Origin of the sequence: Acinetobacter sp. YH12227, assembly GCF_013417785.1 — a bacterium.
Lineage (GTDB): Bacteria > Pseudomonadota > Gammaproteobacteria > Pseudomonadales > Moraxellaceae > Acinetobacter > Acinetobacter gandensis.
On record NZ_VPDH01000043.1, the window covers coordinates 1 to 23,652 of the forward strand.

Here is a 23,652-nt window from a genome sequence, read left to right on the forward strand (position 1 = left end):
GAGATCCATGCACGTGTAGCAGTTCTTAACAGATTTACGGAATTAGGTCGACCACTTACCCAAGTTACGCCTTAAATTTGGCTCAATTAGGGGCGCTTTGCATTTCAAATCTTTGTGCAACAAAGCCGTGTACCAATTAAAGTCCAATGCCCACGTGCTGAAGCGATATATTGATAGAGTTGGCGAATACTAAAGTTATGCTTACGCGCAATATCGATCATCATTTGCTGACGACTAGAAAAATTAATGTCGGTATCTTCAATTTTAGGGAAGGGCGCATCTAAATCAAACTTGGATAAGTTAATTCCACCAGCTAAGGCAGACAATAAGCTGAGACCGACTTCAGGATGAATTAAGCTATTTAAAAAGTCATATTTTTCTTGTGCTTCTTGCTCCGTTTTAGCCACAAAAATAGACACACCCGGCATGATTTTTAGATCGTCTGCATGACGACCATATTTTAGGACACGGTTTTTTACGTCACGGTAAAAGGCTTGGGCATCGCCCAAATTTTGCTGTGCAGTAAAAATAACTTCTGCATATTTGCCGGCAAGTTCACGGCCATCTTCAGACTGTCCTGCTTGTACAATCACTGGATAGCCTTGCGGTGGGCGAGAGACATTGAGCGCGCCTACAACATGATAATACTTGCCATGATGTTCAGGTTGATGCTGTTTACGTGCATCAAAAAATTGTCCCGTTTCTTTATTGTAGTGGAAGGTGTCGTCCTCCCATGAGTCCCAAAGTTTATGACTCAGCTCAATAAATTCATCGGCACGTTCATATCGTTCTTTGGGTTCAGGGTGTTGCTGTAGATTAAAGTTTTTTGCTGTATCCGCAGAAGCTGTAGTGACGACATTCCAAGCAGCACGACCTTTAGAAATATGATCGAGTGAGGCAAATTTTCGAGCCAAAATATAAGGATCTTCGTAGGTCGTGGATGCCGTGGCAATGAAGCCAATATGCTTGGTCACGGTGGAGAGCGCAGCAAATAGCGTGACAGGTTCGAAGCCAACGCCTTTATCGCCCAGACCTTTTTCACCCTCGACAGCTGAACTCCAACGAACTGATAAACCATCTGCTAAAAAGTAAGCATCAAATAAGCCACGTTCTGCGGTTTGCACTAATTCAATGGCGTAGTCAATATTGAGATGATCTTGTGGGCGTGATTCAGGATGGCGCCAACCAGCCACATGCTGAGACGTTGTGGGAATAAAAGCACCGAGTTTAATTTGTCGCTTGGCCATTATTTTTCCTTATTTTCTAAAAGCAATTTAATCTCTGTTTTAGAACAAGATGTATGCCAATAAAAAATCATTAAGGAATGAAATACTTAGAGATTTTGAGTTGAATATATGTTGATTAAACAACAGCAAAATCATCTATTTGACTAGATAACTACAGCAGAAATTATTCAGAGCTTATGCAAAAAAATCAGCTGGTTTTACAAAAAGCATGCTCTATACCATCAGCGTAACCATGCCGCGAGTCAAGCGGCATGGTTTGAATGAAAGATCGATTTTAAACCAAAGCTTTAACAGCTTTCTTTTTCCAAACAAATTGGTAGTACAAGCCTTGTAATAAGCAGAGACTGACAAAGGCAAGGGCATAGGCATACCAAATACCTTGAAGTCCCCACCATTCACTGAACAAATAGGCGCAGGGTACTTCAATACATAGAATTGCCATAATATTGATGATCATGGGCACGGTTACTGTACCACTGGCCCGCATAATCGAGGCGAAGATGGCGCTAGCACCGAAGAATAAAATTGACCACAAGACAATAAACAGCAACTCTTGACCCAGTACTACCACATTTGGATCGGTAATAAACAGTGCCATCAGGTATTTAGAGAACAGATAGCCTAAAGCCACCAAAGCACCAGTAATAATGATGTTCATACCTAAGGCGGTACGTTTCACTTTATTGAGTAATTCAGACTTACCGGCGCCAATGGCTTGTGCGGCAAAAATAGAAGCAGCTATTGAAATCGACAACGCTGGGAATTGAATATAGTTCAACACCTGATTGACCGCGCCATAAGCTGCCGTGGCATCGGCACCGTGACGATTGACCAAACCCACAATCACTAAACCTGCCACAGAAGTTGTCACCATCTGAATCCCTGTTGGGATGCCCAAACGCAGAATAATTTTACTCAGCTCATGTTGATGGCGCACATGACGCAGCAATTCCATATCTGGTTTGAGTGGATGATCTTTCTTGTTGAGATAAATAAACAAGAAGACCAAGGCGATGAAAAAGCCGACATTTGTGGCAATGGCAGGAGCTATAATGCCCATTTGTGGAAAGCCAAATTTTCCAGCAATTAAAATAGGCGTGATAATTAAACCTGTACCAATGGTCATGCCTGAGGCAATTAGCGGTGTGGTACTGTCGCCAACACCCCGTAAAATTGAGGTGTAAATAATATAGATAAATAACAATGGGCTACCGGCAAGCATCCACTGCACATAAGGCAATGAGAGATGCATAACATCTGGGTCGGTGCCTAAAGCCAATAAAATAGGTTTGGCAAATAGCACACCTAATAGCGCAATAATACTGCCACCAATTAAAGTCATAAAAAGTGTAGAACCAACCACAGTCCGGACTTTCTCAGTATTTTGAGCGCCCCATGCTTGTCCGACCAATACGGTTGCACCGGCAGAGAGTCCAATTACAAATGCCATTAAGCAAAACAAAATAGGAAAGAATACTGCCACCGCAGCAATGGCGTGCACACCCAACATTTGCCCGACAAACACGGTATTAATTGTGCCTGACAGGTTTTGCAAAATATTGGTCGCAATCAGTGGCACTAGAAAAATGAGAAACGTTTTCCAGAGATTTTGTTGAGCGACGAGCGGTTGCTGTTGGGATGGCTTCGACATAGGCGTGCACGTCCTGAGTGCTGCATTGTTATGTTTTTAAGTTACTGATAACACTAACATGCCTATGCTTAAAAAAGCCTTAGTTTTTAGGTAACGCAGGATTCATTTTTTCTTCATGGATTTAATCAGATACATGATCCAACAGAGAGAACTTAAACCGCAGATAAAATCTGGGCAGCTTGGTCTAATGTGGCATCTTGTTTGGCAAAACAAAAACGTAATAAACGTAAATCTTCAGGTGCTTGTTGATAAAATACGGACACAGGAATTGCCACGATTTTATGTTGCTCTGCTAAAAGCTGACACATCTCGACATCATTGAGGTCGGGACGAATCAAGCTGTAATCGAGGTTTTGGAAATACGTACCTGCCGATGGAATCAATTCAAATCTAGAGTGGCTTAAGCCGGCATTGAAACGGTCACGTTTGGCTTGGTAAAAATCGCCCAATTCAGCAATGTGCTCCGGATGTTCTGCCATAAATGTAGCTAAAGCTATTTGGACGGAAGTGACCCCACAGAAGTTGGCAAATTGATAAATCTGACGAAATACCTGCATCAGTTTCGGCGCAGCAATGCAATAACCAGTTTTCCATCCAGTAACATGAAAAGTTTTACCGAAAGAGCCCACCACAAAACTGCGTTCACGCAATTCTGGAAAAGACAGGGCTGATAGATGCTTTCGGCCATCGTAAATCAAGTGTTCATAGACTTCATCGGACAATACCACAATGTTTTTATCTACAATCAGTTGAATTAAGGTCTGCCAATCTTCACGGCTCCACACAGCACCGCTAGGATTATGCGGCGTATTGACAATAATCATCCGCGTTTTATCACTGATTGCGTCAGCAACACGGTTCCAATCCACACTAAAACTTGGCGCTTGCAAGGCAATATGCACGGGTTTTGCGCCCACCAGTTTAACGCTGGGTGCATAACTGTCATAGCTTGGGTCAAAAATAATCACTTCATCGCCAGCGTGTACCACTGCCTGAATGGCACTGAATATCCCAATAGTTGCCCCAGGGGTAATGGTGACTTCGGTTAGTGGATCAATCTGCAGTTGATCACGGTTGGCAAATAGGCCAACCAGTTGCTCACGTAAACTGTGTAAACCATCACCCGGCGCATATTGGTTAAAACCGTGTTGTGTCGCTTGACACAAGGCATCAAGCAGTGCGGGCGGGGCAGGAAAGTCAGGAAAGCCCTGAGATAAATTTAATGCATTTAAGCGCTGAGCCATGGCACTCATAGTGCTGAAAATTGTCACGCCTTGCGCAGGAAGTTTAGATTCGATTTGGATCATGGTCTTAGGTATTTTTATCAATTGCTTTGCCAGTTTACAGCTCTATTGGCAGAGCTAAAAGCCGAATTTGTAGAAAGAAATTCATAAATATTGCTGATATTGATCTTAATTAGCAGGGTTTTAAATTTGAAGCCGAAAACTAATTCACAATTTATTTACAAATTGAGGTAGACGAAAAAATCATCATTTCATAAAATGCAGCCATATAAAAATGATATCAACAATAAAAAATGATAAAAAATATTTATGCCATGGTGGAAAACTTTGGCCTTAGCGTGCAAAAACGCGCTCTACACATTCATTTTTCCAATGAAGCTCTGAATGCTGAAGTCTTTATTCAACGCATTGAAGGTGAACACCGAATCAATCAAGGCTTTCGTGCGGAAATAATTTGTCTATCGACCAATGCACATTTGGCCTTGAAGCAATTTATTGGTGGACGTGTCGCAGTTGATCAAGTCACGGACTTGGGACAACTCAGTCGCCTGACTGGTGTGATTACAGGGGCGAGCCAAGGGCAAAGTGATGGCTCATTGACGGTCTATAAATTAGTGATCGAAGATGCATCAGCGCTATGGCATAAACGTCGTAATAGTCGAGTTTTCATGAATAAATCGGTGCGTGAAATCACCGAAGTGCTGTTTAGTGAATGGCAGAACAAAAGTAGCTTATTTGCTGCAAGTCTGAGTCTAAATTTGGCGGGGCTGGCCAAGGATTATGATGTCCGCCCATTTACCATGCAAGCCAATGAAACCGATTATGCATTTTTAACTCGACTTTGGCGTAGTGAAGGCATCAATTGGTTAATTGATGAATCCAAACGCTTTGTAGCATTTTCAGCATCGACCATTGAAGCGCAGCAGCTACGTTTAATCGATCAAAACCAAGCATTTACTGCTTTAGATCGTACTAATATTCGTTTCCATCGTAGTCATGCTACAGAGCGACAAGACACTATTACTAGCTTGATTGCCGAGCGCTTTTTGCAATCTACCACTATTCAAACTCAGCGTTGGCAGGCTCAGCATCTTGCGCAAGATCAAAGTGGCGCACTGCTCAGTGTACATCAGCACAGTGAACTGCAAGAAAATGAAAGCTTGAGTTTAGAGCAGGCTTGGACGATTAGCTCGGCATGGACTGCCGATTTAAAAGGTGAAGATCAAGCGACCACCGCAAATACTCAACAATTAGATACATTAAATAAGCAACTGAATCATTATCAAGAACTGCAAGCCAAATATTTTACCGTCAGTAGTAGTGTACGTGATGCGCAAGTCGGCTATTGGTTCGAGCTGTTAAATCACCCCGAAATAGATCAACATCAAGGATCAGATCGTGAGTTCCTTATTTTAGGCAAAGCGTTTTACAACCAAAATAATTTACCCAAAGATATCTTAGTTCAGTTAGACAAATTACTGACAGCCAGTCGTTGGCAATCGCTCGGTGATGAACGTCAAGCCAATAATTTGTACATCGTGCGGCGTAATATTGCCATCGTCCCTGAATATGATCCGATGTTCCATCGACCAGCAGCTTATCCGCAACGTGCAAAAGTGGTAGGGCCAGAGGGTGAAAGTATTCATGTGGATGCATGGGGGCGCATTAAAGTGCGTTTTACTTTTACCCGTGCAGATGATCATGGTCATGATGGTGGAGCGGGCAGCAATGATAATGATAGTGATTCGGCTTGGGTTGATGTGCTGACCCCTTGGGCGGGTGATGGTTATGGCGCACGTTTCCATCCGAGGGTCGGGGAAATTGTGGTTATCGACTTTTTTGAGGGCGATGTTGATCGACCTTTTGTGGTTGGGCGGATTCATGAAGCCGAGCGTCATCAGACTATGTTTGATGTTAAAGGTAAATTGCCATTCACTAAAAAACTGAGTGGTATTCGTTCCCAGGAAGTCTCTGGCGAAGGTTTTAGCCAGCTGCGTTTTGATGATACGACTGGACAGATCAGTGCACAGCTACAAAGCAGTCATGGGGCTAGCCAGCTAAACTTAGGGAATTTAAGTCATCCTAAAGATAGTGAAAGCAGTGATGGGCGTGGTGAAGGGTTTGAGTTAAGAACAGATCAATGGGGAGCTGTACGTGCGGGAAATGGCTTATTAATTTCTACTTATGGACAAGGCGAAGCACTAGGTAGTCAACTGAATGCTGATGAAGCCAAGAAGCAACTTGAAAGCAGTGTTAAATCTGTAACTTCATTGAATGATACGGCTAAAACTCAAGAAACAGATGAAATCGAATTAATTCAGAACCTACAACAATTTGCTGAACAAATTCAGAGTGACATAGCAAAGTTTAATCAAAATATGATGTTGTTAAGTTCTCAGGCGGGTATCGCTCTTTCAACACCTGAAAATATTTATCTATCTGCTGACGGACAGATCAATAGTGTGGCGAAAGACAGTATCAATCTAAGCACACAAAACAATCTCATTGCACATGCGAAGAATAAATTAAGTTTATTTGCGATCCAAGATGAGTTGAATTTGGTTGCAGGTAAAGGGAAAGTTACTGTCGAAGCCCAAAATAATGTTATGGATCTGATTGCTAGAAAAGAAATTAACATCATTTCCACTGAGGACACAATCTATGTGATTGCGTCAAAGGAAATCAAGCTTATTGCTGGAAGCTCACAAGTCAAAATTAATGATTCAGGGGTGTTTTCTCAGACAGGTGGAAAATTTGAGTCTAAGGCGGGTCAGCATCTGTTTCTAGGTGGTGCAAAAGTTGAAGCAAACACACCAAACCTACCTCCTGAACCTAAAGTTAAAACAACTAAGAATTTTTCGTGAGCATATAATAATGATAATTAGCCCTCCGATTTTAAAGCCCAATACCAATCAATCTGATGATGCTTGGATTAATGCCACTATGCCTGTTGGATTACCTGCTAACGAGTATCCTGTTTTAGATACGTTGGCATGGCATGGTGGTTATCATCAAATTGCCAATGGCGATAATAATGTCGTTAGGAGCATTGCAGATGGAAAAGTAGTTTATGCGAGAAAAGAGTTTGATCTCGTTGATTATAATGGAAGTAAATCGCACAAAGGTTGTGTTGTGATTGAGCATGAGACAGAAATTGGAAACAATGTAACTGTTAAATATTTTTCGATTTATATGCATTTACGTCAAATTGAAGCAGGGGTTGATAAAGGTAAAAAAATTACTCGAAAAAGTAAAATTGGTTTGGTTGGTCAACATCAAAATGAAAACAAAATGCATTTTGAAATCGTTTGTGATCAAGTTAATTTAGCCAAAATTGTTGGTCGAAGTACACCTGAGTTAAGTCTTGGTGCAGACGGTCGTAAAGATGTGGTGTTTGGAGATATTCATTTTTATCTACCGCCAGGTACAAAGTTTTATAGCGATGCAAATACCACAACCGAAGTTTATACATCGACCAATCCATTATTTGTGAGCTTAAGCTTTAAAAGTGGTAAGGCCTATACACAGACCTATAGAGAATTAGGCAACGGTATCTTTCAGAAACAAAGCAAAACTCCATTATTGGTGAAATATAAATTATCGAGCAAAGATAATACCGAATCAGAAAACTATGAATATGATCTACATCGTTTCACTAAAAGGTTTGTAACAAGTGCAATATCTCAAAGTGCCTTGTATGAATTATTCAAATTTGGTCGAATTTTAGATCCCACCGTTGAAACAAGTAACTTAAGCACGGTTGGTCATTGGCATAAAGTTTCGTTACCTGATAACAAAGTAGGATATGTAAATTTAAATACATCAGCTATTAAAAAGTATAGCGATGGTGATTTCCCGCATTGGATCGGTTGGCGTTTATTTAACGATGACCCAACACCTGATAGCCAATGTAATTCACCGCTTCTAAAAAAATGGTTAGATGTAAATGGGTATGGTAAAAGTACACAAGCCGACTTAAGATCAGGTTTAGGCAATGCTGATGTAAAGGACCGCTTAAGCCGAACGATTTGTCAATTTCCTACCGAATGGAGCGAAAGTTTGGTGGAAACTCAATACAGTTGGGTGACGAAAAATAGTGATGAAAATCCAAATCCTTTAACTGCTGATGATTTCGCAAAATTTAAAACTTACATCAGTGCGCTTAGTTTTTGGGATAAAGTTCCTGAATTACCACCAAAAGATAGAGTTTGGCACTTCCATCCTAGAGAGTTTATTAAACAGTTCAGAAAATGTGGTTGGCTAAGTTGGACAGAAGTTAAAAGAATTTATAAAAACACGGAAGATGCGATTCTTAAAGAGTACACACCGTCATTTAACATCATGTCACGTAAGTATGGCTTTGCGACACCAAAAAGATTGAGCCATTTACTCGGTCAGGGTGCAATTGAATCTGCTTTTATGAGAACCATGCAAGAAGCAGCTATGTCAGGTCAGGAAACCGCAGGCAAGGTTTATGGTAAAGCCGTGATAGCAGATTCTAAAAGACGAGAGGATGCATTTGGCCATTGGTGGGGCTTTGCGCCGAATGAGCGAGTGGCTTGGTTCGGATCAACCAAATACAATAGTAAAGGTGGCTTGATTGCGAGTACATATAATTGGAGAGCAGGTAATCTTGATGATCCTGATGCTCAAAAATATAGAGGACGGGGATTTAAGCAATTAACCGGTAGAACAAATTATGTTAATTATTGGGTGTATAGAGGTTGGTTAGATAAATCAACATTTGATGATAGTTGGTGGACAGATCCTCAATACAAACTTAAAAATAGAGCAGGCTTGAAGAAACGAGCAGGTGAAGTACCTAATCCCGAAGTGGTTGGTATCAAACCATTTAACTGTATGGATTCAGGTGGATGGTATATGACCTTTGAAAGACCTACCGTGGGTAAAACTATTGATGGAGATATACCATACTTGGCAGTTAGTGCTTCGGATAAGAAAAAGGAATCAGATCTTTCAAGAGCTGTGACTTATGCTATTAATGGCGGTTATATAGATTGGGAGGGACGCTTAAGGGAAACTCGAAATGCTAAGCAAATATTATTGGATGATGTGTGATGAATAAATTAATCTTAATTGGCTCAATGATAGTCCTTAGTTGTTCAAACCTACAGGCTAAATCCCTATGCTTGAAAACGGAAAAGACCTTATTCACCTGCGAAACAGGGAAGAAAGTAATTTCATATTGTAGTCAACCGAATAAGTTTTTAGAGTACAGATTTGGAACACCCAAACGTATTGAGCTGTCATATAGGGTTGATGCAAAAAAAAACTCAAATAATAAAATCAATCATGTAATTATGGGAAATGATATGTTCTTTTTTGAGAATAAAGGATATTTCTATTCCCTAAGCATTCCAATGAAAGGCTTTCCAAATTTACGGGTTAAAAAAGATCAAAAGATCGTAGGTAATTTAGAGTGTAAAACAATGGGTATCTGGTCAGGCGATAGTAAATTTATAAATGAAATCGATGAAGATCAAATTCATAGTTTAGATGATATTTTATAGGTATTAGAAGTTGATTGCATATGCCTATTTAAAGGTACTAACTTAACTCGAATCGCGGATAAGAATGGACTTGAAAAACAGGGGGACTAGAGCCATCAGTTAAGTTACTACAGCAAACCCAAATGCTCGAGTCTGTAAATAATTTTGTGTAATTGCTTTTTATAAATTTAAAGGTGATTGCTTTGGTATATTTGATTTAAATAATGCAAATATTCTGCACTCAAAAAATTAAATTCACCTAAGACCATCCTAAGCATTGCGTAAATAATATGAATATTATGGTATTTTTGAAACTTAAAGCCGACTTTCGCCGGCTTTTTTTATTCTTAGTCTTCCAAAACCTTTTCCAGCAACTCCTCACTCGGCGCAAAGTAGTACGCCCCATCCATTGGAGTCACGAAATGCAGTAAGCGGTCATGGATTCCATCTCCAGACGTACCAAACATACGAACCAACATACTGTCGATAATACTGAGATCATTGGTATAAGCAATAAAGAATAAACCTTGGTCACCACGACCATCGCCATAAGGTAATGAATGACGCAAAATTGCCAGTTCTTCACCCTCACCATCTTCTACTACAGTGCGTGATACATGCGAGTTTTCAGGTTGAATATCATCATCTAATTCAATAGATTCAAGTTTTGTACGCCCAATCACATGCTCTTGTGCATCAACTTTGAGCTTTTTCCACTTATCTAAATTGTGTGCGTAACGTTGTGCAAAGACAAAAGAACCATCAGCAAATATACCTGCATCTTCCGCCAATAATGCTGTTTCAGCACGGTCATCAGGAAATTGTGGATTTTCAGTACCATCAATAAAACCAGTCAAATCTCGACCATCAAAATTACGGAAGCAAACGCGTTCATCCAAAACTTCAACTTTATCCTGAATGCCTTCAAAGAAAGATTGGCTGAGGGCAAAGCAAATATCAGTGCGCTGAGCTGCAATGTGAATTAACACATCAGCAGGTACAACAGGCATTTCAAAAGAGCCTTGAATTGGAGCAAGTTGCTTAAAACCTATAGGTGATTGGTTATATAGCTGCGCCCATAATTCTGGACCAAAAGCGACTGCTGTTTTAATTTGAGCATTTGGATGTTGAGTGATTAAACGATCACGAGTGGTAAATAAATCTTCTAATTTTTCTTTTAATTCATCGATCGTTAAATCTTTTAAACGCAAAACAATAAAACGAGCATGATCTGAAGGTAATGGTAAAATTACAGATTGGGCAGACATTCATGGCTCCTGAAAATTATAATTCCTATGTGGCTAGGTGTATTGTGCCTTAACATTCCGTATGTGTGTAGACTTCACTCTTATTTTTAAGCAGTAATTTTTGCCAAGAAAATAAGGTAAATGTCATATAATACAGTCCCATTTATAGCTTGAGCAGCTTATGTCCTATCAAATCTGGATTGCATATATGTTGGCGTGTTGGGTGATTAGTGTATCTCCCGGTGCAGGTGCAATCGCGTCGATGTCGAGTGGTTTGAATTATGGATTTAAGCGTGGTTACTGGAATGCACTCGGTTTACAACTGGCTTTATTGGTTCAAATTGGTATCGTCGCTGCAGGAGTAGGGGTGTTGTTTGCCACGACACCGTGGGCATTCTTGGTAGTGAAATGGTTCGGTGTTTGCTATTTATTGTATTTGGCTTATTTACAGTGGACTGCACCAATACAATCGATTCAAATTCAGCAAGATCTACCAAATAAATCGCGTTCTAAATTGGTTCTGCATGGCTTTTTAGTCAATATGAGTAACCCGAAAGCGATTGTGTTTTTATTGGCAGTTTTGCCACAATTTTTAGACTTATCTAAGCCGCAGTGGATTCAATATCTGATTATGGCGGTGACTATGGTCAGTATTGATCTGATTGTCATGGCAGGATATACAGGACTTGCTGCCAAAGTGTTGCGCTTATTGAAATCCCCCAAACAGCAAAAATATATGAATCGAACTTTTGCAGTGCTGTTTGCAGCAGCAGCGAGTTTATTGAGTTTGGTACATCAGTAAAATGGAAGTTAAGAGCACGGTTCAATAAGCAGTGTAAAACATAAAAAGCCATACGATTGCATGGCTTAATTTTAGATGAGCATTAACTCAACTTTTTAAACTTCTGAACGGCAAAGATTACAGCAAACAAAATCGCCATTGTCAGTACAATGGTCAGACCTGTAGAGGTATTTAATCCCGCACTCGACCATAAACCAACCGTCACCCCCACTTGTGCAATAGCAAAGGCCCAAAGCACCATTTGTTTTGGTGAATTTGCCAATAGCCGTGCAGTTAAAGCGGGGATCACCAATAATGCCCCCATCAATAACGAACCTACAGCTCGTAAGGCCAATACCGTAAACAAAGCCAGCAATAGCATAAAGATCAGGCGTTGCCATTTGGCACTAATACCTTCACTTACCGCCATGTCAGGGTCAATGGCAATTTGAATTTGTGCTTGCCAACTTTTATAAAGAACGATCAGTGCAAAAATAATGACCCCAGCAAAAATTGGTAAGTCAGCCCATGAAATAGTGAGCAAATCACCAAACAAATAGCTAAGTAGCTCAGGTCTTAAACTTGGTAAATGCTGAATGAATAATAAGCCAGAACACAATAAGGTTGCTGAACATAATGCTAACAACGCGTCATTTGGCAGACGTGGGTCATGGAGTACCCATAAAATTGCCACCAACAGTAAGGCGATTAAGGTGACACCTGTCCACAAAGGCAAACTGAGCGCACCTGCAATGGCAACACCTAATAATGTGCCGTGTGCCATCGTGTCAGCAAAAAACGACATACGTCGCCAAAGCATCAGACAACCCAATGGTGCTGTTAAAAAGACCAGCAAAGAGCCCATAATCCACGCTGGCAAAAGGAGTTGTAGCCATTCCATCATGAATTATGCTTCCGGCTCTGGGTGAATATGTGGACGTGAGTCATGTTGACACGGTGTTGCTGAATCACCGTGTGCACAATGATCATGATGATGCTGATAGAACACACGATTGGTGCCAAAAATGGCTTGATATTCGGGATGTTGCTGTACATTTTCCGGCAAGCCGCTACAGCAAATATGTTTGTTTAAACACACCACGCGATGTGTGCCTTGCATGACCCATTGTAAGTCATGTGACACCATCAGCACTGCGCAGCCATATTTTTCAGGCAAGCTTCTGACGTAGTCATATAACTCAGCTTCGGACTGAATGTCCAAACCTTGCATGGGTTCATCAAGAACCAAAACATCGGGCTGACGAAGTAAGGCACGGGCAATCAATACACGTTGGCGTTCACCGCCAGATAATTGTTGAACTTTAGACTGCTGTAATTTGGCAATACCCGTATCACGGATGATTTCTTGTTTAATAGTTGCATCGCATTTTTCTAAATCAAGCAAATCACAAACACGTAAAGGCAGGCTGTGAGATGGATTGAACTTTTGCGGAACATAAGAAAATTTCAGTTTATTGTTGCTTATGACTTGACCTGACACAGGTTTGACGATACCTAGCAAAACTTTAATCAGGGTTGATTTACCTGCGCCATTGGGACCAATCAGCGTGACAATTTCTTTTTGATGTAAAGCAAAATCAACATTTTTTAAAATGTCACGCTCGTCAATTCGAACATGGACATTTTGCAGCGCGACAATCGGTGCGGCTGCAGCACTTAATGTTTGTTGCGACACTGCTGACAGATTCCTGAAATTTCAATAATACTGTGATGCGCGGTAAAACCATCTGACGCTGACAATTCATCAAGTTGCGTCATTAGACCTTGAGCTGAAGCTTCTTTGACAATTTTACATTCAGTGCAAATCAAAAAAGCAGCTTGGTGACCTTCTCTTGGATGGCAACATGGAATATAGGCATTAATAGAGGTTAGACGATGAATAAGGCCCTTCTCTAATAAAAAGTCGAGTGTGCGATAAACCGTTGGTGGGGCAGCAGGGCGATCAGACTCACTTTTGATTTTTGCCAATAGGTCATAAGCTCCCATTGGGCCTGTGGCATTTAAGATCAGTTCCAGTACTTCCTTACGCAAAGGAGTGAGGCGGGCACCTGTTGTGATGCAAAGGTTTTCGGCTTCCGCAAGGCGTTGTTCGACATTTTGATGATCGTGTACACCATGCAAAGCATTATGATGTTCGTGTGAACATGCGCTCATAGCCAACCTCAAGTACGAAACTGTTTATAGAAAAAGACTTTAAATCTTAACATGAAGCACAACGACTTACGAACAGCCGTAGGTTTTTTTGCACTTTTGTTATATTATAACACTATTCATTTTATGGTTCTCTCCCCATGTCCAGAGTAATTATCTTTTGTAGTCTTGCCTTCTTCAGTGTGATGAGTTGGGCGCAGGGTTTAGTGGTTTCTACACAGCCCATTTACTTAATTGCGAAAGATGTCTTAAAAGGGGTGGAGCAGCCAACCTTATTACTTGATCATCAATCTGGTCATGATGTTAGCCTTACCCCTGCGCACCGTAAAACAGTTCAAGATGCCAATCTCGTTTTATGGTTGGGCAAAGCACATGAAGCGCCATTGGCCAAAATGTTGGATGAAAGTGGCAAAAGTATCGCTATTTTAGACTCAGGCATTATTAGTGCACTTCCATTACGTGATGTTCGTGGTAAAGCCATTAAAGGCACTGTGGATACCCATGTTTGGCTTGAACCGAATAATGCTGTACGCATTGGTTTCTTTATTGCGGCACTGCGCTCACAACAATATCCAGCAAATCGTGAAAAATATTGGGCAAATGCACGTGCATTTGCACAAAAATTATTGGTGTCAGCGCAAAAGGTTGATGTAACAAACCGTGCACAACCATATTGGTCTTATCATGATGCTTACCAATATCTTGAGCGTTCGTTGAATTTATCTTTTGCTGGGGCATTGACGGATGACCCGCATGTGGCACCAACGTTGGCGCAAATAAAATTTCTTAAAGATCATCGTCCACAGAGCAAAATGTGTCTCTTAGCGGAAGGTCATGCCAATCAAAGTCAGTATCAAAAGCTCGGTGGAATTGTATTTCAATCGGTTGATGAAACGATGAGTGGGGCAGGGGATTTCATCAGTGGATGGAAAACACTCGCAGATCAAACTCAGAAATGCACACTAAATGCTCGAAAGTAATGTAAAAAATAAACAACTATTGATTAGTTTGAGAGCAGTTTGCACATCGAAAAAAACACGACTAAGGTCGGGAAAAGATTGCAAGTTAAGGGGTGTAACTCTATAATGCCTGCGATTAAAAATAATCATCAGTTAAACTTGTCAAGCATAATTGCTGTGAGTGTACAAAAATGAGCCGAACTAGTCGCATGATTGATCGACGATTAGCGAAAGCTTTAGTCATCTTACAAGCAGTAATGATTCCTGTTTCAGCCCTGATTGGTTGGGTCTTTAAAGATACGACCACAGCATATAGTGCAGCATTAGGTGCGCTGGTGTGCTGGATGGCAACTAGTTACTTTTCATGGCAGTCGTTTCGTGCGGCTGGTGCCCGTGCCTCTAAACAGGTGCTGTCAAACATGTATCGTGGCTTAATGGGCAAGTTTGCTATTGTGATTGTTGGATTCATTTTGATTTTAATCAATGTTAAACCGTTGTCAGCGGTAGCATTGTTTTGTGGTTTTATACTTGTACAAAGTATGTCGTGGATTGCACCTTTTTGGGCGACACGATTAAAAAAACGAGTATAAGCACAACACAAAATTGAAAAGTTTTTTGGAGAAAAACGAGATATCAGGCAGCACGCGATATTCGTTTTCTCTATTAGTTTTGACATTGACCAGGTGTGATTTATGGCTGCTGAAGAACATGCCCTTACTTCGACCGAGTACATTCAGCATCACTTGACTAACTTGACCTATGGCAAAATGCCAGATGGTACGTGGAAGTTAGCTGAGACTGCTAAAGAAGCTCAAGAGATGGGGTTCACTGCTATTCACTTGGATTCAATGGGTTGGTCAATCGGCCTTGGTTTGATTTTCTGTTTCATGTTCTGGATTGTTGCGAAAGCAGCAAATGCTGGTGTTCCTACCAAGTTCCAGTCTGCAATCGAAATGATTATCGAGTTTGTTGACTCAAGTGTCCGTGACACTTTCCATGGCAAATCGCGCTTAATTGCGCCACTAGCATTGACCATTTTCGTGTGGATTTTCCTCATGAACTTGATGGACTTGATCCCTGTTGACTGGATTCCTTATACAGCTCAATTGATCGGTGCAAATGTGTTTGGTATGGATCCTCACCACGTATACTTCAAAATCGTTCCATCTACTGATCCTAACATTACCCTTGGTATGGCATTATCAGTATTTGCGTTAACTATTTTCTATAGTATTCGTGAGAAAGGCCTTGTCGGATTCGGTGCTGAATTTGCACTTAACCCATTTAACCCAAGTAACCCAGTTTTAAAAGCTTTATTAATTCCAGTAAACATTTTACTTGAATTGGTAACTTTTATTGCACGTCCAATCTCATTGGCTCTTCGACTGTTCGGTAACATGTATGCGGGTGAGTTAATCTTCATTCTTATCGCGTTATTACCGTTCTGGATCCAGTGGGCGTTGTCTGTGCCTTGGGCGATCTTCCATATTCTTGTTATCACGTTACAAGCCTTCATCTTTATGATGTTGACGATCGTGTATATGAGTATGGCTAGCGAAAAGCATTAATGGTATTGCTCAACTATCATCGGGTGGTTGGGCACACAATTTTTAACTTAATTTGGTATAAACCTAACCTCTGAGGAATTATCATGGAACTAGGTCTTGGTCTTGTTGCTATTGCAGCTGCTATTTTGATCGCTTTTGGTGCTTTAGGTACTGCGATTGGTTTTGGTCTACTAGGTGGCCGTTTCCTTGAAGCTGTTGCTCGTCAACCTGAATTGGCTCCACAACTTCAAACTCGTATGTTCTTAATCGCAGGTCTTCTTGATGCTGTGCCTATGATCGGTGTTGGTATTGGCTTGTTCTTCATCTTCGCTAATCCATTTGTAGGTTAATCAGCTTAATTCCTAAATTAAACTATTGAGGAATAGCAATGAATATCAACCTCACATTGATTGGCCAAGCTATTGCATTTGCAATTTTCGTTGCATTCTGCATGAAGTTTGTATGGCCACCACTAATCAATGCGATTAGTGAGCGTCAGCGTAAAATTGCTGATGGCTTAAATGCTGCTGAAAAAGCTAAAGCTGACTTAGCTGATGCGCAAGCACAAGTTAAAGCAGAGTTAGATGCAGCTAAAGCACAAGCGGCTCAATTGATCGAACAAGCGAACCGTCGCGGTGCGCAATTGGTAGAAGAAGCTCGTACTCAAGCTGCGGCTGAAGGTGAGCGTATTCGTCAACAAGCGAAAGAAGCTGTTGATACTGAAATCAATGCTGCTCGCGAAGAATTGCGTCAACAAGTGGCTGCTCTTGCAGTAACTGGTGCTGAGAAAATTCTTAGCCAACAAGTTGATGCAGAAGCTCACAATGCCATGCTGACTCAGCTGGCTGCTAAACTTTAAGAGAGGCGGATTATGGCTGAACTCTTGACGTTGGCACGCCCTTACGCTAAAGCAGCATTTGCTTTCGCTTCTGAGCAAAGCGCAACTGACTCATGGTCACAAGTGCTTGAATTGCTTAGTGCGGCTGTGCAAGACGAAGCATTTTCAGCTTATCTAAATCGCCCTGAGCTTACACCTGCTGAGCAGGTGACTCTTTTCGCTAAAGTTTTAGGTGAAGACCAAACTGCAGCAGTGTCTAACTTCTTGACATTGCTTGCAGAGAACAATCGTTTAGTTCTTCTTCCTGAAATTGCAGCAGAATTTGAGCAGCTTAAATCACAGAATAACAATACTGTGGATGTTGTGATTGAATCAGCATTCCCATTAACTTCAGTACAAGAACAATTGCTTGCGCATGCATTAGAGAAGAAATTCGAAGCTGCTGTAAGCGTGACTGTTGAAGTTAATCCAGCCCTAATTGCTGGCGTAGTTATTCGTGCAGGCGACCAAGTGATAGATGATTCTGCACTTAATAAGCTTGAAAAAATGCGTACTCGTCTTCTAGCTTAATTGCATTTAGAAGACTGAACTTTAAAAAGATTGAGGTATAGCGCAATGCAACAACTGAATCCATCCGAGATCAGTGCGCTCATTAAACAGCGTATCGGCGATCTGGACACCAGCGCAACCGCTAAAAACGAAGGTACCATTGTTATGGTATCTGACGGTATTGTGCGCATTCACGGTCTTGCTGATGCAATGTACGGTGAAATGATCGAATTCGACGGCGGCCTTTATGGTATGGCACTGAACCTAGAACAGGATTCAGTGGGCGTCGTTGTTTTAGGTAACTACTTAAGCCTTCAAGAAGGTCAAAAAGCTCGTTGCACAGGTCGTGTATTAGAAGTTCCGGTTGGTCCAGAACTTTTAGGCCGTGTAGTAGATGCTTTGGGTAACCCGATTGATGGTAAAGGCCCGATCGATGCAAAATTAACTGATGCTGTTGAAAAAGTAGCACCAGGCGTAATTTGGCGTCAATCAGTGGATCAACCTGTACAAACTGGTTATAAATCAGTAGATACAATGATCCCAGTAGGCCGTGGTCAACGTGAGTTGATCATTGGTGACCGTCAAACTGGTAAAACAGCAATGGCGATCGACGCGATTATCGCTCAGAAAAACTCTGGCATTAAATGTGTATACGTAGCAATCGGTCAAAAACAATCGACTATCGCTAACGTAGTACGCAAGCTAGAAGAAACTGGCGCTATGGCGTATACAACTGTTGTAGCAGCAGCTGCAGCCGATCCAGCAGCAATGTTGTACTTGGCTCCATACTCTGGCTGTACAATGGGCGAATACTTCCGTGACCGCGGTGAAGACGCGCTTATCATTTATGATGACTTGTCTAAACAAGCTGTTGCTTACCGTCAAATTTCATTGCTTTTACGCCGTCCACCAGGTCGTGAAGCTTACCCAGGTGACGTGTTCTATCTACATTCACGTCTACTTGAACGTGCTTCTCGTGTATCTGCTGACTACGTTGAGAAATTCACTAACGGTGAAGTTAAAGGCCAAACTGGTTCATTAACTGCATTGCCGATTATTGAAACTCAAGCGGGTGACGTATCTGCATTCGTACCAACGAACGTAATTTCGATTACTGATGGTCAGATCTTCCTTGAAACATCATTATTCAACGCAGGTATTCGTCCTGCTGTGAACGCGGGTATCTCTGTATCTCGTGTTGGTGGTTCAGCGCAAACTAAGATCATCAAGAAATTGTCAGGTGGTATCCGTACTGCACTAGCACAATATCGTGAATTAGCTGCATTCGCTCAGTTCGCTTCTGACCTTGACGAAGCAACTCGTAAGCAGCTTGAACATGGTCAACGTGTAACTGAGTTAATGAAGCAAAAACAATATGCTCCTTACTCAATTGCTGACCAAGCTGTTTCAATTTATGCATCTAACGAAGGTTACATGGCTGACGTTGAAGTGAAGAAAATCGTTGCATTTGATGCTGCGTTAATTGCTTACTTCCGTTCAGAAAATGCTGCGTTAATGCAAAAAATTGACGAGACTGGTGCTTACGATAAAGAAATCGAAGCAGCAATCAAAGCAGGTATTGAAAGCTTTAAAGCGACTCAAACTTACTAATTTAGCAACTTGCTAATTAGTGTTGGTTTGGTTCACGGATCAACCTTCGAGGGCTCGAAAGGGCCTTTGAATACTAGGTTAAGCGTATGGCAAATTTAAAAGAAATTCGCGCCAAAGTAGCTAGTATCAAAAGCACGCAAAAGATTACTCGAGCGATGCAGATGGTAGCAGCTTCTAAGATGCGTCGTGCGCAAGAGCGCATGGCTCAAGGCCGTCCGTATGCCGAAAATATGCACCGTGTAATTGCTCATTTGGTACAAGCGAATCCTGAATACAAACACCGTTATATGGTTGAACGCCCAGTTAAGCGCGTTGGCTATATCATCGTGTCTTCAGATCGTGGCCTTGCTGGTGGTTTGAACATTAACTTGTTCAAGAAAGTGGTAAAACACGTTCAGCAGCAACAAGAGCAGTCAATTGAAGTTCAATTTGCTTTAATTGGTCAAAAAGCGGTTTCGTTTTTTAAAAACTACGGCGGTAAAGTGCTTGGTGCAACAACTCAGGTTGGTGATGCGCCGAGTCTTGAACAGTTAGCTGGTTCTGTACAAGTTATGTTGGATGCTTATGATAAAGGCGAGTTAGATCGTATTTATCTAGTGTCAAACGGCTTTGTCAATGCCATGACTCAAAATCAAAAAATCGAACAACTTGTACCTTTAGCTGCGGCTGAAGAAGACAAGGGTCTAAATCGTCAATACGGTTGGGACTATATCTATGAGCCAGAAGCTGAAGAGCTATTAAATGGTTTGTTGGTTCGTTACATTGAGTCTGTGGTGTATCAAGGCGTGATCGAAAACATCGCGTGTGAGCAGTCTGCTCGTATGGTTGCAATGAAAGCTGCAACTGATAACGCTGGTGAATTGATCAAGAACCTACAACTTATTTATAACAAGCTGCGTCAAGCCGCGATTACTCAGGAAATTTCTGAGATCGTTGGTGGTGCCGCTGCCGTTTAACATTATTTTGAATTGAGGAGACAGCAATGAGTAGCGGTCGTATCATTCAGATCATCGGCGCGGTTATCGACGTCGAGTTTGAACGCAACAGCGTTCCTAAGATCTATGACGCTCTCCACGTTGACGGTACTGAAACTACATTAGAAGTTCAGCAACAACTTGGTGATGGCGTAGTTCGTACAATTGCGATGGGATCTACTGAAGGTCTTAAACGTGGTTTGAACGTAACAAATACTGGCGCTCCGATCTCTGTACCTGTAGGTACAGCGACTCTTGGCCGTATCATGGACGTTCTTGGTCGCCCTATCGATGAAGCTGGTGATGTTGCTACAGAAGCGCGTTTACCAATTCACCGTCAAGCGCCTTCTTACGCTGAACAAGCTGCTTCTACCGACCTTTTAGAAACTGGTATTAAAGTCATTGACTTACTTTGCCCATTCGCTAAAGGTGGTAAAGTTGGTCTGTTCGGTGGTGCCGGTGTTGGTAAAACTGTAAACATGATGGAGTTGATCAACAACATCGCTAAAGCTCACTCAGGTTTATCTGTGTTTGCTGGTGTTGGTGAGCGTACTCGTGAAGGTAATGACTTCTATCACGAGATGAAAGACTCTAACGTACTTGACAAAGTAGCGATGGTTTACGGTCAGATGAACGAGCCACCGGGTAACCGTTTACGCGTAGCGTTGACTGGTTTGACTATGGCTGAGTACTTCCGTGACGAGAAAGACGAAAATGGTAAAGGCCGTGACGTTCTATTGTTCGTGGATAACATCTACCGTTATACACTTGCGGGTACTGAAGTATCAGCACTTTTAGGTCGTATGCCTTCAGCTGTAGGTTACCAGCCAACTCTTGCAGAAGAGATGGGTGTTCTACAAGAACGTATTACATCGACTAAGTCTGGTTCTATTACGTCAATCCAAGCGGTATACGTACCTGCCGATGACTTAACAGATCCATCGCCTGCAACTACATTCGCTCACTTAGATGCTACTGTAGTATTGAGCCGTGACATCGCATCTTCTGGTATTTACCCAGCGATCGATCCACTTGACTCAACTTCACGTCAGTTAGATCCACTAGTAGTGGGTGCTGAGCATTACGAAATCGCTCGTTCAGTTCAAAACGTTCTTCAACGTTACAAAGAATTGAAAGACATTATCGCAATTCTTGGTATGGACGAATTGGCAGAAGAAGACAAACTTACTGTATACCGTGCACGTAAGATCCAACGTTTCTTCTCTCAACCGTTCCACGTAGCTGAAGTGTTTACTGGTGCTCCTGGTAAACTTGTACCGCTTAAAGAAACAATTCGTGGCTTTAAAGGTCTTCTAGCTGGTGAATACGACCACATCCCAGAACAAGCGTTCTACATGGTTGGTGGTATTGACGAAGTGATTGCTAAAGCTGAGAAACTTTAATTAGTTCCCTAATTTAGGAGATTCTCATGGCGACTATGCAATGTGACGTTGTAAGTGTTAAAGAGTCTTTGTACTCTGGCACTGTAACTATGCTAATTGCTAAAGGTGCTGGCGGTGAGTTAGGTATTATGCCTGGACATGCTCCGTTGGTAACTTTACTCAAGCCGGGCGCAATTCGCGTTCTGCTTGAAAATGGTACAGAAGAGTTAATCTATGTATCTGGTGGTGTTCTAGAGGTTCAACCGCACGTCGTTACGGTTCTTGCAGATACTGCAGTCCGTGCCGAAAACTTAGATGAAGCTGCAATTATTGAAGCACGTAAACATGTTGAACAATTGCTTGCAAATCAAAAGAGCGATTTGGACTCTGCTGCTGCGCTTGCTGCTCTTGCAGAAACTGCTGCTCAGTTGGAAACCATCCGCAAAATCAAAAACCGCGCTCAATAAGACGCAGTTCGAGATTGAAGAACCACCCGAAAGGGTGGTTTTTTTCTGCCTAAATTATGGTAAATAAACAGATAAATCTAAAGTTGTATAGAAAATATGCAAAAAGAGGCGTACATTAATTCCATTCTTTTATCTCGCTGCCTGCCATGAATCTCATTGCTTTTGAGCCACACTTTTGGGAACTTTATCAAGATTTTGATCAATATTATTTAAGTATTGCGGTCGACATGAGTTCTGTGGTGTCGTGTTGGGATGTTGAACTCACCCATGAAGAAGTACAACAATATGAACATCGGGGTCGTGTCAGTATTCAAGAGTTAGCCAAGTCAATGGTCGCAGCAGCTTATAAAGGTGACTTTTCCTCATTGGAAAGTCGACTGGTAAAGCCCTATGAAAGACAAGCGATGCAAGCCGCTTTTAAAATATGGCAAGATAGCCAAAATACTGCATAAATCAGCTGGATTGCTCGATTGAAAATTCGCCATTACCGATGATTTTGACTTTGAATATCGCATCGAACCCTTCGTCTAACTTTGGAATTTCCAGTTTTTTGTAGGTCGCACGCACACCCACTTCTGGAATATTAGCTTTACCCACACGATGACGATTTCTTTCTAAACTACTGCTTAATTCAGTTTCAAAATAATAAGAATGTACTTCAAAGCCAGCATCAAGTGCACGTTGAATATAACGTGCACGGGACATTCGATCTGGGTTGGTATTATCAATCACCATTTTTGTTTTTGAAGCTAGAGCTGCTTCAAAGATCATATTTTCACGGTGTCTAGTTTTAAGCATATCTAAGTTAATGCGTAAATGGCTGTGATATAAATTTAGCAAGTAATAACTGGATTTTCCTGAGGCTTGTACGCCAGTAAATATGATGAGTTGCATAATTTTTTAGTCATCATGATGCTGTTGAAAAGATCATCCACATTAAAGCATGTTGGTTAGTTTGCTACAATTCTGCAGAGGTTGAGAGTAAGAAGAGAAAAGTTCTACGAATTGAAAAATTTAAATATTTTATGGTGAATATCTTTATTCAATTTTTTAACTGCTTGTCAGAACCAATATGTGAGCAGGCCGAATATGCCGACTGAAGCGGCCTTGGTGGGGGCATCGGTGAATAATGGGATGAGCATTGAACTAAATATTCCTTATCTACAAGCTTTCCGAAATTTGCGTCAAGCCTATAACCATTGTGTGGCTTTCACGGCGCAAAATCATTATGTTTATACCGATAATCGCTTAGAGGCAGATTTAGAGCGGGGGACATTGATGGCCCGTACAAAAAATGGTGCCTATTTGCATAAAATGTCGGTCGAAGGTTTAGTGCCTCAAAAAATACGTTTAATCTTATTTTTACCTGAAACATACCACTTTACCCAAACACGTTTTAAACAAGATATTTAACGCGCGCTTGGGCAGGATAAAATTACAATAGCTATGAATTGGATCAAGCTCACTTAATGC

General features: G+C 41.4%; 24 protein-coding genes. 16 read left to right on the forward strand and 8 right to left on the reverse strand.

All coding sequences use genetic code 11. The annotated features are described in order from the left end of the window. Window positions 1-104 precede the first annotated feature (104 nt). The 3 genes from FTV09_RS10700 to FTV09_RS10710 all read right to left on the reverse strand — a co-directional run bounded on the left by FTV09_RS10700 (window position 105) and on the right by FTV09_RS10710 (window position 4,205). On the reverse strand, window positions 105-1,247 hold the full coding sequence (locus FTV09_RS10700) for an LLM class flavin-dependent oxidoreductase (protein WP_257222878.1): 1,143 nt from the start codon (window positions 1,245-1,247) through the stop codon (window positions 105-107). Between the two features lie 274 nt (window positions 1,248-1,521). Then, window positions 1,522-2,898, reverse strand: a complete 1,377-nt coding sequence (locus FTV09_RS10705) for an MATE family efflux transporter (RefSeq protein ID WP_180058290.1) — start codon at window positions 2,896-2,898, stop codon at window positions 1,522-1,524. A gap of 152 nt (window positions 2,899-3,050) precedes the next feature. Beyond that, on the reverse strand, window positions 3,051-4,205 hold the full coding sequence (locus FTV09_RS10710) for a methionine aminotransferase (RefSeq protein WP_180058291.1): 1,155 nt from the start codon (window positions 4,203-4,205) through the stop codon (window positions 3,051-3,053). Between the two features lie 230 nt (window positions 4,206-4,435). Between FTV09_RS10710 and FTV09_RS10715 the strand changes: the two genes are divergently transcribed. From FTV09_RS10715 to FTV09_RS10725, 3 genes are read left to right on the forward strand one after another with little or no spacing between them, the layout of a single operon-like run. Continuing rightward, window positions 4,436-7,006 carry a type VI secretion system Vgr family protein gene (locus tag FTV09_RS10715; RefSeq protein WP_180058292.1) on the forward strand — a complete coding sequence of 857 codons (2,571 nt, stop codon included), beginning with the start codon at window positions 4,436-4,438 and terminating at the stop codon, window positions 7,004-7,006. Continuing rightward, window positions 6,942-9,221: a peptidoglycan DD-metalloendopeptidase family protein gene (locus tag FTV09_RS10720; RefSeq protein WP_180058293.1), complete on the forward strand. Its 2,280-nt coding sequence runs from the start codon at window positions 6,942-6,944 to the stop codon at window positions 9,219-9,221. The genes FTV09_RS10715 and FTV09_RS10720 overlap by 65 nt, the downstream gene beginning before the upstream one ends. Continuing rightward, window positions 9,221-9,673, forward strand: a complete 453-nt coding sequence (locus FTV09_RS10725; protein WP_180058294.1) for a hypothetical protein — start codon at window positions 9,221-9,223, stop codon at window positions 9,671-9,673. Before FTV09_RS10720 ends, FTV09_RS10725 begins: the two co-directional genes overlap by 1 nt. Window positions 9,674-9,999: 326 nt before the next feature. Here FTV09_RS10725 and FTV09_RS10730 read toward each other — a convergent pair whose 3' ends face one another. Then, window positions 10,000-10,920 (reverse strand): Dyp-type peroxidase, encoded by a 921-nt coding sequence (locus FTV09_RS10730; protein ID WP_180058295.1) that lies wholly within the window; start codon window positions 10,918-10,920, stop codon window positions 10,000-10,002. A gap of 160 nt (window positions 10,921-11,080) precedes the next feature. Between FTV09_RS10730 and FTV09_RS10735 the strand changes: the two genes are divergently transcribed. Further along, a complete protein-coding gene (locus tag FTV09_RS10735) occupies window positions 11,081-11,701 on the forward strand; it encodes a LysE family transporter (protein ID WP_180058296.1) in 621 nt (206 codons plus the stop codon). 82 nt (window positions 11,702-11,783) lie between these two features. On the opposite strand, the gene znuB is transcribed toward FTV09_RS10735, so the two are convergent. From znuB to FTV09_RS10750, 3 genes are read right to left on the reverse strand one after another with little or no spacing between them, the layout of a single operon-like run. Continuing rightward, on the reverse strand, window positions 11,784-12,584 hold the full coding sequence (gene znuB, locus FTV09_RS10740; protein ID WP_067762741.1) for a zinc ABC transporter permease subunit ZnuB: 801 nt from the start codon (window positions 12,582-12,584) through the stop codon (window positions 11,784-11,786). Window positions 12,585-12,587: 3 nt separating this feature from the next. Beyond that, window positions 12,588-13,376: a zinc ABC transporter ATP-binding protein ZnuC gene (gene znuC / locus FTV09_RS10745; RefSeq protein WP_067762740.1), complete on the reverse strand. Its 789-nt coding sequence runs from the start codon at window positions 13,374-13,376 to the stop codon at window positions 12,588-12,590. After that, the gene (locus FTV09_RS10750; RefSeq protein WP_067762739.1) at window positions 13,358-13,855 is read right to left on the reverse strand and encodes a transcriptional repressor; all 498 of its coding nucleotides are present in this window, start codon (window positions 13,853-13,855) and stop codon (window positions 13,358-13,360) included. Before FTV09_RS10750 ends, znuC begins: the two co-directional genes overlap by 19 nt. 137 nt (window positions 13,856-13,992) lie before the next feature. On the opposite strand from FTV09_RS10750, the gene FTV09_RS10755 reads away from it, so the two are divergent. The 11 genes from FTV09_RS10755 to FTV09_RS10805 all read left to right on the forward strand — a co-directional run bounded on the left by FTV09_RS10755 (window position 13,993) and on the right by FTV09_RS10805 (window position 22,631). Beyond that, window positions 13,993-14,832: a metal ABC transporter solute-binding protein, Zn/Mn family gene (locus FTV09_RS10755; RefSeq protein ID WP_180058297.1), complete on the forward strand. Its 840-nt coding sequence runs from the start codon at window positions 13,993-13,995 to the stop codon at window positions 14,830-14,832. Between the two features lie 170 nt (window positions 14,833-15,002). Next, window positions 15,003-15,401 carry an ATP synthase subunit I gene (locus tag FTV09_RS10760; RefSeq protein WP_067762737.1) on the forward strand — a complete coding sequence of 133 codons (399 nt, stop codon included), beginning with the start codon at window positions 15,003-15,005 and terminating at the stop codon, window positions 15,399-15,401. A gap of 102 nt (window positions 15,402-15,503) precedes the next feature. Beyond that, entirely contained in the window at window positions 15,504-16,379 is an 876-nt protein-coding gene (atpB, locus tag FTV09_RS10765) for a F0F1 ATP synthase subunit A (protein ID WP_067762736.1), read from the forward strand. An 83-nt stretch (window positions 16,380-16,462) separates the two neighbouring features. Beyond that, on the forward strand, window positions 16,463-16,708 hold the full coding sequence (atpE, locus tag FTV09_RS10770; protein ID WP_016654735.1) for a F0F1 ATP synthase subunit C: 246 nt from the start codon (window positions 16,463-16,465) through the stop codon (window positions 16,706-16,708). Between the two features lie 38 nt (window positions 16,709-16,746). Next, window positions 16,747-17,217: a F0F1 ATP synthase subunit B gene (locus FTV09_RS10775; RefSeq protein ID WP_067762735.1), complete on the forward strand. Its 471-nt coding sequence runs from the start codon at window positions 16,747-16,749 to the stop codon at window positions 17,215-17,217. Between the two features lie 12 nt (window positions 17,218-17,229). After that, on the forward strand, window positions 17,230-17,766 hold the full coding sequence (locus tag FTV09_RS10780) for a F0F1 ATP synthase subunit delta (protein WP_180058298.1): 537 nt from the start codon (window positions 17,230-17,232) through the stop codon (window positions 17,764-17,766). A 45-nt stretch (window positions 17,767-17,811) separates the two neighbouring features. Further along, complete coding sequence (gene atpA / locus FTV09_RS10785; RefSeq protein WP_180058299.1) at window positions 17,812-19,356, forward strand: F0F1 ATP synthase subunit alpha; 1,545 nt, start codon at window positions 17,812-17,814, stop codon at window positions 19,354-19,356. Window positions 19,357-19,442: 86 nt separating this feature from the next. Next, entirely contained in the window at window positions 19,443-20,312 is an 870-nt protein-coding gene (atpG, locus tag FTV09_RS10790; protein ID WP_067762732.1) for a F0F1 ATP synthase subunit gamma, read from the forward strand. Between the two features lie 26 nt (window positions 20,313-20,338). After that, on the forward strand, window positions 20,339-21,733 hold the full coding sequence (gene atpD / locus FTV09_RS10795; protein ID WP_067762731.1) for a F0F1 ATP synthase subunit beta: 1,395 nt from the start codon (window positions 20,339-20,341) through the stop codon (window positions 21,731-21,733). A gap of 26 nt (window positions 21,734-21,759) precedes the next feature. Beyond that, complete coding sequence (locus FTV09_RS10800; RefSeq protein WP_180058300.1) at window positions 21,760-22,179, forward strand: F0F1 ATP synthase subunit epsilon; 420 nt, start codon at window positions 21,760-21,762, stop codon at window positions 22,177-22,179. 146 nt (window positions 22,180-22,325) lie between these two features. Beyond that, window positions 22,326-22,631, forward strand: coding sequence for a hypothetical protein (locus FTV09_RS10805; RefSeq protein ID WP_180058301.1), 306 nt, complete (start codon window positions 22,326-22,328; stop codon window positions 22,629-22,631). Between the two features lies 1 nt (window position 22,632). On the opposite strand, the gene FTV09_RS10810 is transcribed toward FTV09_RS10805, so the two are convergent. Beyond that, a complete protein-coding gene (locus tag FTV09_RS10810; RefSeq protein WP_180058302.1) occupies window positions 22,633-23,073 on the reverse strand; it encodes an AAA family ATPase in 441 nt (146 codons plus the stop codon). A gap of 195 nt (window positions 23,074-23,268) precedes the next feature. On the opposite strand from FTV09_RS10810, the gene FTV09_RS10815 reads away from it, so the two are divergent. Further along, window positions 23,269-23,592, forward strand: a complete 324-nt coding sequence (locus tag FTV09_RS10815; protein ID WP_257222879.1) for a hypothetical protein — start codon at window positions 23,269-23,271, stop codon at window positions 23,590-23,592. The last annotated feature ends 60 nt before the right edge of the window (window positions 23,593-23,652 follow it).